We start from the raw sequence: 12906 nt of genomic DNA, 5'->3' as shown, positions 1-12906 counted from the left end.
TTTCGCTACATATTTACTGGGTTTCTGGGTTAGGTGCCACTTCGGTGCCAGAACCCAGTCAACGTAGAAATTCTAGCGTTGACCGGGGACAGAAAACACCGAAGTAGCGTGCGCTTTATTCGCCGCGCTGAGCCTTAATAATCTCGTCCGAAACAGCCTTCGGGACCTCTGCGTAAGAGTCCATCTGCATGGTGAACATTGCGCGGCCCTGAGTCTTGGAACGAAGATCGCCGATGTAGCCGAACATTTCGCTCAGCGGCACCTTTGCGTCAATAACCTTAACGCCGGTTGCATCAGTCATAGACTGGATGTTACCGCGGCGAGAGTTCAAATCGCCCATGACATCGCCCATGTACTCTTCTGGAGTACGGACTTCGACTGCCATAATTGGTTCGAGAATTACCGGATTAGCCTTTGGTGCAGCTTCCTTGAAGCACATGGAACCTGCAATCTTGAAGGCCATTTCCGAAGAATCGACATCGTGAGTCTGACCGTCGGTGACGGTTGCTTTTACGCCCACAACTGGGAAGCCAGCCAACACGCCGGATTCCATAGCTTCCTGCACACCTGCGTCGATAGAAGGAATGAATTCCTTGGTAATGTGGCCGCCGGTAACTTCGTTGACGAACTGATAAGTTTCGCCAGATTCTGTGTCGAGAGGCTCGAAGTTCATCAAAACCTTAGCGAACTGACCAGAACCACCGGTCTGCTTCTTGTGAGTGTATTCCTGGTTCATAACAGCCTTACGAATGGTTTCGCGGTAAGCAACCTGTGGCTTACCAACATTCGCTTCGACCTTGAACTCGCGGCGCATACGATCAACGATAATGTCAAGCTGAAGCTCGCCCATACCGGAAATCAAAGTCTGGCCGGATTCCTCATCGGTCTTAACCTGGAAGGTAGGATCCTCGTCAGAAAGCTTAGCCAAAGCCAAGCTCATCTTTTCCTGATCAGCCTTCGTCTTTGGCTCCACAGCCACCTCGATAACAGGATCTGGGAAGGTCATGGATTCCAAGGAAATTGGGTTCTTCTCGTCGCACAAGGTATCACCAGTGCTGACGTTCTTCAAACCAACGAAGGTGTAGATGTTACCAGCTTCTGCGGAATCTACAGGATTTTCCTTATCAGCATGCATCTGGAAGATCTTGCCAACGCGTTCCTTCTTGGACTTGGTGGAATCGTACACGGAATCACCTGGCTTAACTTCGCCAGAGTAAACGCGCACGAACACGAGCTTGCCGTAGAACGGATGGGTGGAAATCTTGAAGACCAAAGCTGCAAATGGATCGGTGTTCACTGGCTTGCGGTCAATTTCAACGGATTCGTCGCCTGGCTTGAAGCCCTTAATGGATGGAACATCCTCTGGGCTTGGAAGGAAGTCAACAACAGCATCCAGCATTGGCTGAACACCCTTATCCTTGAATGCAGAACCGCAGGTTACAGGGAAGGCTTTGCGTTCGATTGTAAGCTTACGAATACCAGCGCGCATTTCTTCTTCAGTAAGTTCGCCAGTTTCGAGATACTTCTCAACCAATTCGTCGTCAGCTTCAGCAACCTGATCCATGAGTTCAGCACGATACTCTTCTGCACGATCCTGCAAATCTGCAGGAATGTCAACGGTGTCGTAGTGAGCACCCATATCGTCCTTAACGTCATTCCAGACGTAAGCCTTCATACGAATCAAGTCAACAACGCCAGTGAAGTCGTTTTCAGCACCGATTGGAAGCTGAATAACGAGTGGAGTTGCGCCGAGCTTCTCTTTGATGGTCTTGACGGAGTAGTAGAAGTCTGCGCCAAGCTTATCCATCTTGTTGATGAAGCAAATACGTGGAACGCTGTACTTATCTGCCTGACGCCACACGGTTTCAGACTGAGGCTCCACGCCTTCCTTACCATCGAAGACTGCAACAGCACCGTCGAGAACACGAAGGGAACGTTCCACCTCAGCGGTGAAGTCCACGTGGCCTGGGGTATCGATGATGTTGATCTGATAGCGGTCATCAACGTCGTGAGTCTGACGCTTCCAGAAGCAGGTGGTTGCAGCAGACTGAATAGTAATACCGCGTTCCTGCTCCTGAGCCATGAAGTCCATGGTAGAAGCACCATCATGAGTTTCACCGATCTTGTAATTCTTACCAGTGTAGTAAAGAATACGTTCGGTTGTAGTAGTCTTACCAGCATCGATGTGCGCCATGATGCCGATGTTACGAACCATATTCAGGTCGTTAAGCACATCTTGTGCCATATTCTTATCCTTAGCTCTTTAAGATACCGATTATCTTGTGGATTACCAGCGATAGTGAGCAAAAGCCTTGTTTGCTTCTGCCATCTTGTGGGTATCCTCGCGGCGCTTCACGGAAGCACCCAAGCCATTGGAGGCATCGAGAATTTCGTTTGCCAAACGCTCAGCCATTGTCTTCTCACGACGAACGCGGGAGAAGTCAGTAAGCCAGCGAAGGGACAATGTGTTTGCACGAGCAGGCTTAACTTCGACTGGAACCTGGTAGGTTGCGCCACCGACGCGGCGGGAACGAACCTCGAGGCTTGGACGAATGTTATCGAGAGCGCGCTTCAAAACAGAAACTGGCTCCTGCTCGGTCTTAGCCTTCACCTGCTCAAGAGCGGTGTAGACGATGTTTTCTGCGATGGACTTCTTACCATCGAGAAGGATTTTGTTAATCAACTGAGCCACGACGGTCGAGCCGTAGATTGGATCAGGAAGCAACTGATGCTTTTTTGCAGGTCCTTTACGTGACATGTTTTACTTCGCCTTCTTTGCTCCATACAGGGAACGACCCTGCTTGCGGTCCTTGACACCCTGGGTATCGAGCGCGCCACGCACGATGTGGTAACGCACACCTGGGAGATCCTTCACACGGCCACCGCGCACAAGCACAATGGAGTGCTCCTGCAAGTTATGGCCTTCGCCTGGAATATAGGCGGTTACTTCAATACCCGAGCTGAGGCGCACACGAGCAACCTTACGAAGCGCGGAATTTGGCTTCTTAGGAGTGGTGGTGTACACACGGGTGCACACGCCACGACGCAACGGGCTACCTTTCAAGGCCAAAGTCTTTGACTTCTTAGGCTTGGCCTGACGTCCCTTACGGACGAGTTGTTCAATCGTAGGCAACTTAAGTTCTCCGATTCATTGATATGTTCTGTTTGGTGAAAACCGCCACACTGCAGCACACCTTAAACCTGAATCGGTTAAAAGAGTAAAAGCCACAGTCCACCGGCCCGATGGCCCTTGCGCCTCCAGTCACGCATTACTGCGCGCTATCTTTGGCACTTGGGATATCCCAACCTACACGCCTATCACATAAGGCATGCAGTTGGCACACACGAATTACTATTATACACAAAAGCTTGACAATGCCACTAACTAAATCTCAAAAGCAGAATCAAAGCAGAATCAAAGCAGAATCAAAGCAAAATCTACTTAAGAATTGGTCGTATAGGAGCCGAAACATCAAGCCTATGTTTATCTCCTATTTTGCTTGGATCGTCAATAATTTTAGCAACAATAGCCTTTTTTAATTCAATTTGCGAAGAATTTCCCCAAACAATAGTTCGCTTTACGTCACCAAATTCCGTTTCAACAGAATCCTGCGTTTTTGCACTAACTTTTGTAACTCTGGCACGCATTGATTCCGGCAGCGAGCTTACGATTTTTACAGCTTCAAGAACGGCTCTATTGTTTAGACTTCGTTGAATATTCCCTACTTCGATTACTGGAATACCTTTAATAGATGCCTGCGCTACGGCATTCAAAACTCTACCCTTTGCATCCACAGCTGTAAGCTTACTGCTTTCGCGAGTTTTAAGCATTGCTGCAGGACGCTGAGCTCGCACTGTAATTTGTAAACTATGTGGGAAATTTTTAGTGACTTTAGCTTCGGTTACGCCAGGAATATCTTTAAGCTGACCAATTACCTCTTGCGAAGACACCAAAAATAGCGATTTGTCTACTTGAGTAGATGCTATCGATTCGATTTTCTGCTCACTCACCCATTCGTTAGAACCAGAAATAGTAATATCGTCTAGTTGAAGACGAAATACCGGTGAGAAAAATAGAAGCCATAAAAGCGAAGCAAGAACTGCAATAACAGCCATCACAGTTAAAACACGTTTAAACGTAAACTTCAAATAAGCGGACTTACGTTCTTTTAAACGCTCTTTGAAATTGACAATTCTAGGACGAGTCATCATTCCAAAAGATCCAGAAGTTTGACTTAACGTTTTCTTTATGAAGTCAAGACCTGGCAAGCGTCTAGCATCAACAAATTTGCCCTGATGCTTTTCTTCACGATTAGGATTCGTATCTGCTAAATTAAGGCTTTTAACAGTGCGAGGATGCGGCTTATTTTCAGAAGAATCATTTGATTTACTAACAATCACGCGACCCATACCGCTCCTTTCTTCGTGAAGTTTAAGTTTCCTAAAGACTAGCAGATATTTCTTACTACTTCGTAAATTATTTTTACAACGCTTCTAGCATAACAGACGTCATATCAGTAATACTTCCAGCACCAACAGTGAGAAGAACATCTCCGAATTTTGCGCGCGCAGCCAGTTTCAACGCAGCCTCACGCATATTTTCCACAGCCTCAATTTGTACATTGAGATTCTGCGATTTTGCAGCCTCAACAATAGTTTCTGCATGAATATTAGGAAAATCTTCCTGCTTTTCGCGAGCTGGAAAAATGCCAGTAACAATCACATCGTCAGCCAAGGCCAAAGCATTAGCAAACTCACTGGCAAAAGCACGAGTCCTAGAGAACAAATGCGGCTGGAACAGCACACGCAATTTCGCTGAAGTATAGCGTCTTCTAGCAGCACGAAGTAAAGCTTCAATTTCCGTTGGATGATGCGCATAATCGTCAACAACAGTAACACCGTTAACGCATCCTCGAATATCGAATCTCCTAGAAGCTCCCCTAAAACTTTGAGCACCACGAGCCGCATCTTCCGGCTTCATTCCAAGCAATACTGCAGCAATAATAGCAGCCGAAGCGTTACGCGCATTGTGCAATCCTGGAATTAACAAACTAACTTCTAAGCTTACTGAATCCTCTATTTTTCCAGCATTTCCGGCAATATTTCCAGCAATATTACCAGGCAAAACAAGCGTAAATACTTCTCGCCCACTTACAGCCTGCTCGCTTTCATGCTTAATACCAGCAAACTGCGCCAAATTTTGCACGCGAGCGCTAGTTGAAGCCCACGAATCGTAAGCACCGTAAGCAATTGTTGCGCGCAAAGTTTCATCCGACATTTTTTCAAGAACTTTTCTAGCACCTTCGTCATCAGCGCAAATTATTACGTGATCAATAGCGTGACTTACGTGCTCAACAAAAGCTTCACGGTAACGTTCGCTAGAACCGTAATGATCTAAGTGATCCGCTTCAGCATTTGTTACGATTGCAATACTCGGGCGATATTTTTCAAAGCTTCCGTCTGATTCGTCAGCTTCAGCAACCATAACGCTTCCCTTACCTGCATGACCGCCATCAATAACAGTGCCATCTGCAGCCTGTATTGATCCGCCAATCGCGTAGCTTGGATCTGAAAGTTCTCCAGTTCCAGCAACGCTTAGTATGTGAGAAAGAAGCGAGCTTGTAGTTGTTTTACCGTGAGCTCCTGCAACAGTAACCCCAGTTTTTGAGGCAAGAAGTAGCGCAAGAATATCGCTTCTATGCACGAGTTTTACACCATTGGCGTAAGCTGCCACAATTTCTGGATTATTCGGCTTAATTGCGCTTGAATACACAAGCACATCTGCACTCTCAACATGAGAAGCGTTTTGACCAATTTCTACCGAAATACCTAATTCTTCCAAACGCTTTGTGTGATCGTTTTCTTCGCGGTCGCATCCGCTAACACTTACGCCTTCTTCGTGAAGCATTTCCGCAAGAACACTCATTCCTGCTCCACCAATGCCAATAAAATGCACTCTTCCAAGAGTGGATGCGTTTTTAGAATCTTCAAATGCAGCTTTTATTGGATTTAGAGTGATTTTAGAGCATAGCAAATCCGCATTATTATTAACATTCGACATTATTTTCTGCTTCCTTTTGCGATTTCAAGAATACGCTTTGCCATAACGTCTGCCGCGTTACGAATACCATAATTCCATGATTCTTTTCGCATATTTTGCAAACGCTTACTATCTTCTAATAAAGCTATTCCTTCAAGATTTAACCATTGAGCGCTAAAATCGCAATCGTTTACCATAACCGCACCGCCAGCTTTTACAACCGGCTCAGCATTAAAACGCTGCTCACCGTTACCAATAGGAAGCGGCACATAAACTGCAGGCAATCCTAAAGCGGAAATTTCGGCAACAGTTCCAGCTCCAGCCCTGCAAATAACCAAGTCTGCACAAGCAAAAGCCCAGTCAATACGCTCTAAATATTCCGCAATATGATAATCACCTAATCCAGCATGATTTGGATTAATATCGTTTATTTGCGATTCACCTACTTGCTTTGCAACTATGCTTCGCACTTCTTCCGCTTTTGCGCGACCAGTTAAATGTATGACTTGCGCATGCTGCAAAATTTCTTTAGAAGCTTTAGCCACAGCCAGATTAATGCTTTTTGCTCCTAAAGAGCCTCCAGTTACCAAAATAATTGGTCGCTTTGGATCTAATCCAAGCTTGCAAGCTCCTTCGACTGCAGCCGATCCTCTATCTTCTTCTAGTTTTTTGCACAATGTAGAAATAGCAGGGCGAAGCGGCAATCCTACTCTTTTTGCTTCAACACCGTTTTTTGCGCGCAAACCAGTGGTATTGTACACAGTTCCTATTTCTTCAGCCCATTTAGCGCCTAGTTTATTTGCCATTCCGGCTTTAGCGTTCTGCTCGTGAATCACAATAGGAATATGCTTAGAATGAGCTTTAAAATAGACTGGAGCAGAAGCGTAGCCGCCGAAGCCAACTACAATATCTGTCTTTCGTTTTAATAAAATATTTTGAACTTTGCGCGTTTCTTTAATCCAACGCAAAGGGAATTTTAGTGCGTCAAGATTTGGTTTTCTAGGAAAAGGCACTTTTTCTATAGTGTCAAGTTCGTATCCTGCTTCTGGAACAAGATCTTTTTCCAATCCAACAGCTGTACCAATTACGCTAATATGAGCGTTTGGTTCCATACGTTTTAATGCGTCCGCAACAGAAAGTAGTGGATTAACATGTCCTGCAGTTCCCCCTCCTGCAAGCACAATATGCACTTCTTTCTGATTAGCATTAGTTTGATTCATTATTTCCCCGATTCTTCAATTGTGCTACTATTTTTCCATTTTAAGCTGTGGGTTTGCTCGCATAAGACCATCAGCGACTCCTACTGCAACCAAACACATAACAAGCGAAGATCCGCCTGCAGACACAAACGGCATAGGAACTCCCATAACCGGCAATAGTTGCACTACTACAAGAATATTAACTAAGCCTTGACCTACAATCCACGTTGCTATGCACATTAAAGTTATTGAAATAAACTTAGATTTTGCTTGAAGCGCGGAAGAAAGCATGCACCAGCCGATTATTATGTACAAAATAACTACTGCAGCCGCAACCAAAAATCCCATTTCTTCGCCAATAATTGCAAAAATAAAATCGTTATGAGCGTAAGGTAAATAATTCCATTTTTCGCGCGAGTTACCAATACCAACGCCTAAGAGTCCTCCGGAAGCCATTGCGTATTGTGCGTGAATTGCTTGGAAGCACACGCCTTTAGCTGCTTTAGAGTCGCAACCGTGCAATGTTGCTAGAATTCTTCGCATACGATTTTGACTTGTTAAAACCAAAAGAGCAACCATTATGCAAGCAATAAATATGCTTCCAACAAGCCATTTGGTTGGAAATCCACCTAAATAGAAAGCTATAAGAGCAATAAGAATAATAATTAAAGCAGTACCAAGATCTTTACCGGCAATAACTAGCAGCAAAGATACGCCTAATCCGGATGCGGCGGGAATATAGGCTCGCATTTGAACACGCTTATACGCTTCTTTTGCGGCAAGAAGTGCGATTGGAAGCCAAATACACAAAGATAGTTTTGTGATTTCTGCAGGTTGCAAAGTAATAGGGCCAACAGCAATCCATCCCGCGTTACCGTTAACCTCTCGACGCAAACCTGGCACAAAGGTTAAAAACTGAGCTACGGCCGCAACAGCATAAATAATCGCAACATATTTTCTGTAGTACGAAACAGGCACGCGAGAAGCAAAAATATAGCCAGTCATGCCCAAAATGCAGTAAAGAGTTTGGTTTATACCCTGCCCCCAAGGTGCAACTCCGTAAGTAATCATTGTTACCGAGGAGCTAGAAAATACCATAAATAAGCCAAATATCGATAAAATAATTACCGATATTCTCATTCCGTATAAGCACCACAGAGGATTTGTTAAACTTTTCCATCCAAGATAATGCTTAAGCGCTAAATCTTGGCCTTGATCTTCACCACTTTTTTTGTGCACTAATGAGCGCAACCACTTAATCGGCTTATTGTTGTTTAATACCATGATTGTGTACCCATCGTTGAGATTCTTCAGCAAAGCGATTTCCACGATCAGCATACGAAACGAATTGATCCATAGAAGCACATGCTGGAGCAAGAAGCACAACATCACCAGGCTTAGCGTAACGCCCGGCAGCTTCTACAGTTTTTTGCATAACAGCTTCACCGAATGAAGAATCAGCATTTATAAGTGAATTATGCTCAATTCGCTCGCAAACCGCATCGTCAATACCATTATACGATTCAGCACTAGAACCGTCTGGAGCAACAATAGTTACAGGAATATTTGGAGCAGAATTATGAAGAGCTTCAACAATCGGACGCTGGTCTACTCCAATAACAACAACTGCTTTAATCACATGAAGTTGGTTTGCAATTAAATCTTCAAAATGACCGCCTTTTGCCAAGCCGCCAGCAATCCAAACTACAGAATTATTAGCAAAACTTGCTAAAGACGCTGCTGCAGCGTGAGCATTAGTTGCTTTAGAATCATCAACGAATCGAATAGAATGCGAAGGATTGCAATCTTGAGCCTTAAAAGTTGCAACAGTTTGAATTCGATGCCCGCCTGGAGCAAACTCACATAAAGCACGAACTGAAGAATCAACGTTTCCAGTTAAGCCAAGAGCTAAAGCCAATGCTGTAAGAGCGTCAGCCAACAAATGCGGGTAAACTGTGCCATCTGGCTCGCATAAATGACGCAAATCACGTAAAGCAACAATACGCTTCAATACTCCAGGATCTCCTCCAGCAACACCGCTGTTATCAACAATCCAACCGTCTTTAACACCAAGCTCTCCCAAAGAAGGCTCACTTAAAGTAAATCCAATACGCTTGCAGCCCGAAGCTACTTTTGCAGCCTGAGCTAATGCTTTAACTCTTTCATCTTGAGCATTATAAACTAAAGCTTTGCGAACGTTATTAAAAACTTTTGACTTGTCGTGAGCATAAGCTTCCATGCCACCATGCCAATCTAAATGATCGGCAGCAATATTTGTAATAGCAGCACAATCAAGAGCTAAAGAATCAGTAAAATGCAACTGGAAAGAGCTTAATTCAACACATAAAGCGTCGTGATTAGCTTCCAATGCTGCATGAGAAACAGATTTTCCAATATTTCCCACAGCTGGAGCATCTAATCCACAAGCGGTTAGCATTGCTGAAGTCATTTCTGTAGTGGAAGTTTTGCCATTAGTTCCGGTAATACCAATCCAATAAGCAGGTTTATTTGTGCGCTTAGAAGGAACGCGCAAACGCCACGCTAATTCAACTTCGCTCATTACTGGAATATTATACGATTGAGCTTCTTGCAAAAATGGTGTACGCGGATTAAAAACCGGAGAAGTCACCACAGCGTCTATTTTAGACCAGTTAATTTCTTCAAAATTATGAATATCAGCTTCAGGCTTTTTTTCGTCTGCAGTTATAGGATTAGACCCAACAGCTCGCAAAACTTCAACAGCTCCACGTCCAGAAACACCGAGGCCTGCAACAAGAACATTTTTGAACGTAAACGTGCTACTGCACTCGCATGATGATAGTGAAACAGACGAATCAGAACTCTTAAGAGTACTCATATTGAAGCCTTCCAATTTTTATATTAAATAAGCAATCCAGAACGACCTGCCCAATCCGCGTAGAACATCATAAGCGCAGAAAGAACAAACATAAGCTCAATCATCCAAAAACGCACAACAACCTTTGTTTCCGTCCAACCGAGCAATTCAAAATGATGATGAATAGGAGCCATTTTGAAAACGCGTTTATGCGTTGCTTTAAAGAAGCCAACCTGAATAACATCACTTGCAGCTTCCATTACGAACAGTCCGCCCAAAATTACTGCCAAAAACTCTGTGTGCGTAGCAATAGAAATAGCAGCAAACAAGCCACCCAACGCAAGAGAGCCAGTGTCTCCCATAAATACTTGAGCAGGATTGGAATTAAACCACAAGAAACCGAAGCATGCAACAGCTGCACAAACGGAAATAATAGTTAAATCAAGAGGATCAGAAACAGCGTAAGAGAAGCCAAAATGACCGCCGCCGCGCACATGGTAGCTTTCCCAAAAAGCAATCAAAGCGTAACCTGCAAAAGCAATCATAGAAGAGCCAGAAGCTAAGCCATCAAGACCATCGGTCAAATTTACAGCATTAGACCATGCAGCAACTAGGAAATTCACCCAAATAATAAACACAACAATTCCAACGCCCTTACCGAGTATTGAAAAATCAAAGAATGGTCGCTCAATAAAACTCATTCCAGGCTGAGCACTAGCAATACCAGATTGCGTTGGAAGAAGCAAAGCAAGAATAGCGTAAATACTTGCAAAAACAATCTGCCCAATGAATTTAGCATGCACAGAAAGACCAAGATTCTGCTTTTTTCTAACCTTAGCAAAATCGTCAATGAAGCCAAGCAAACCCATAGAAAGCATGGCAAAAAGCACTAAAACGGCAGACCAGGAAGGTGCCCTTCCAACAGCCATGTAACGGTAAAGTGCAGAAGCAGCCCAGCCTGCAACAACGGCAAGATTAATAACAACACCGCCCATAGTTGGAGTTCCGCGCTTTACTAAATGAGATTGCGGACCATCCTGACGAATGTACTGCCCATAATGCAAGCGGTGCACCAAACGAATAAGAAGAGGCGTGCCTATAATCGTCACAACTAGCGACACAACAATTCCGATAATAAGCGCAATCACCGCTTAACCTCCGTTTTATATTCCGTTTGCACTACTTATTAATACTGGCCCAACGTTCAGCCAACACACTTAATCCTGACGCATGCGAACCTTTCAATAACACAACACTACTCGGATGGTCGGCCACAATCTTCCAAACAAGTTCATTAGCCTCATAAGAGCTATGCGCTAAATGCACTGCATCATTGGCTGAAAGCTTTTTATTTTCCCAAGAATTGCGAGCGCCGTCTACAATACACTGGGCTAAATTGTCTAAATCAGAATCCGTCTTTGAGCCAACAGCTATAACAGCATCAACATTTGACTTAGCAGCATATGAGCCAATATTTTCGTGCAATTCGCACTCATTTTTGCCGAGTTCAAGCATTGAACCTAAAACAGCAATTCTAAAAACATTAGACTTCTTTGAATTGTCTTTACTTTCGTAAGCGCATAAGCCGTCAAGTCCAGCTTTCATAGAATCAGGGTTAGCGTTAAAAGAATCATCAATAAGCGTAAACTCTTTGCCATCATAAGAAACGGTACTAAGCTGCATGCGATGCGGACTAATATGTGAAACTTTGCCAAGAACATCCGCAATATTTTCTAAAGGCATACCAAAATAGCGAGCAACATTTGCTGCAGCAAGAGCGTTCATAACATTATGCTCGCCTTGTATAGCAAGATGAACTTGCGTTTTATTCGTTATTTTAGAAGAATCTTCAGAAGATTTTTCAGAAGATTTTTCGTATTCGCTAAGCGTAAAAGTTGGCTTTCCAAAAGAATCAAGTTCTACGCAACTCGCACAAAGTTGATACTCGCTTTTAGGAGCTGATTCAAGCAAACCATTTTTAAGATTTCTGCCAAAGTAACGAACATGATCTTTGTCTGCAAGATTACTCATTGCAAAAACCCTAAAATCGTCTGCGTTTAACACTGCAATACCATGCGGCACAAGCCCTTGCACAATCTCACTTTTTGCCTGAGCAATGCGCTCAACTGAACCAAACTCCCCTAAGTGAGCAACACCAACTTTAAGCACAACCGCAATATCTGGTGGAGCAATTTTTGTTAAATTCGCGATTTCGCCAACATGGTTAGCACCCATTTCTGCTACTAAGAATCTAGTAGATGGGCCAACTTTTAAAGAGGTTAAAGGCAAGCCGATTTCGTTATTAAAAGATCCAACAGGAGCAACAGTTTCGCCCAAAGTGCTAAGCAATGACTTAAGCATATCTTTAGTTGTTGTTTTTCCAACAGAACCAGTAATCCCAACAATTGTAAACGGCTGCTGTAATTCGCGTCGACGCTGCAAATTATGTTTAGCAAGCAATCCTAAAGCTTCAACGGAATTTTTAACAACAATCTGAGTAATATAAACGTCTTTTACAAAATGCTCAACAATTGCTAATACGGCCCCAGATTTTTCAGCGTTTTCTACATAGTCGTGACCGTCAACATGTTCACCAGCGATTGCAACAAAAACGGATCCTTCACGAACTTCACGAGAATCAGTAAAAACGGATGTAGCAGTAATGTTTTCTTGCTTTGTATTAGAGGAATTATTTTGATTACTAACATGCACAGTGCCATTGACTGCAGAAGCAATTTCAAAAACACTCATAGGCATCATGCTATTTTGAGTCTTCGCTTCACTAATTGCCTCATGGTTTTGATCACAACTCATAAAATCCTCCTAAATGC

The 12906-nt window shown here is 43.8% G+C and carries 10 protein-coding genes; all 10 read right to left on the bottom strand.

Annotation, left to right across the window (positions count from 1 at the left end; translation table 11 throughout):
* Nucleotides 1–115: 115 nt before the first annotated feature.
* Entirely contained in the window at nucleotides 116–2245 is a 2130-nt protein-coding gene (gene fusA, locus HXT52_RS01325) for an elongation factor G (protein ID WP_004135467.1), read from the bottom strand.
* A gap of 42 nt (nucleotides 2246–2287) precedes the next feature.
* The gene (gene rpsG / locus HXT52_RS01320; RefSeq protein ID WP_004127577.1) at nucleotides 2288–2758 is read right to left on the bottom strand and encodes a 30S ribosomal protein S7; all 471 of its coding nucleotides are present in this window, start codon (nucleotides 2756–2758) and stop codon (nucleotides 2288–2290) included.
* A gap of 3 nt (nucleotides 2759–2761) precedes the next feature.
* The gene (rpsL, locus tag HXT52_RS01315) at nucleotides 2762–3133 is read right to left on the bottom strand and encodes a 30S ribosomal protein S12 (RefSeq protein ID WP_003813881.1); all 372 of its coding nucleotides are present in this window, start codon (nucleotides 3131–3133) and stop codon (nucleotides 2762–2764) included.
* Nucleotides 3134–3438: 305 nt separating this feature from the next.
* Entirely contained in the window at nucleotides 3439–4410 is a 972-nt protein-coding gene (locus HXT52_RS01310; RefSeq protein ID WP_421776021.1) for a cell division protein FtsQ/DivIB, read from the bottom strand.
* A 73-nt stretch (nucleotides 4411–4483) separates the two neighbouring features.
* Nucleotides 4484–6061, bottom strand: a complete 1578-nt coding sequence (murC, locus tag HXT52_RS01305; RefSeq protein ID WP_004127584.1) for a UDP-N-acetylmuramate--L-alanine ligase — start codon at nucleotides 6059–6061, stop codon at nucleotides 4484–4486.
* On the bottom strand, nucleotides 6061–7260 hold the full coding sequence (locus tag HXT52_RS01300) for a UDP-N-acetylglucosamine--N-acetylmuramyl-(pentapeptide) pyrophosphoryl-undecaprenol N-acetylglucosamine transferase (protein ID WP_421776020.1): 1200 nt from the start codon (nucleotides 7258–7260) through the stop codon (nucleotides 6061–6063). Before HXT52_RS01300 ends, murC begins: the two co-directional genes overlap by 1 nt.
* A 27-nt stretch (nucleotides 7261–7287) precedes the next feature.
* Nucleotides 7288–8523: a peptidoglycan glycosyltransferase FtsW gene (locus tag HXT52_RS01295; RefSeq protein WP_421776170.1), complete on the bottom strand. Its 1236-nt coding sequence runs from the start codon at nucleotides 8521–8523 to the stop codon at nucleotides 7288–7290.
* Nucleotides 8504–10096 (bottom strand): UDP-N-acetylmuramoyl-L-alanine--D-glutamate ligase, encoded by a 1593-nt coding sequence (gene murD, locus HXT52_RS01290; protein WP_421776019.1) that lies wholly within the window; start codon nucleotides 10094–10096, stop codon nucleotides 8504–8506. Before murD ends, HXT52_RS01295 begins: the two co-directional genes overlap by 20 nt.
* Nucleotides 10097–10119: 23 nt before the next feature.
* On the bottom strand, nucleotides 10120–11223 hold the full coding sequence (gene mraY, locus HXT52_RS01285) for a phospho-N-acetylmuramoyl-pentapeptide-transferase (protein ID WP_004127598.1): 1104 nt from the start codon (nucleotides 11221–11223) through the stop codon (nucleotides 10120–10122).
* Between the two features lie 31 nt (nucleotides 11224–11254).
* On the bottom strand, nucleotides 11255–12889 hold the full coding sequence (locus tag HXT52_RS01280; RefSeq protein WP_421776018.1) for a UDP-N-acetylmuramoyl-tripeptide--D-alanyl-D-alanine ligase: 1635 nt from the start codon (nucleotides 12887–12889) through the stop codon (nucleotides 11255–11257).
* Between the last annotated feature and the right edge of the window lie 17 nt (nucleotides 12890–12906).

The organism is Gardnerella sp. KA00288 (assembly GCF_049244085.1).
GTDB classification, from domain to species: domain Bacteria; phylum Actinomycetota; class Actinomycetes; order Actinomycetales; family Bifidobacteriaceae; genus Bifidobacterium; species Bifidobacterium greenwoodii.
The sequence above is the reverse complement of the archived record's forward strand: the minus strand, read 5'-3'. Positions and strand labels throughout refer to the sequence as shown.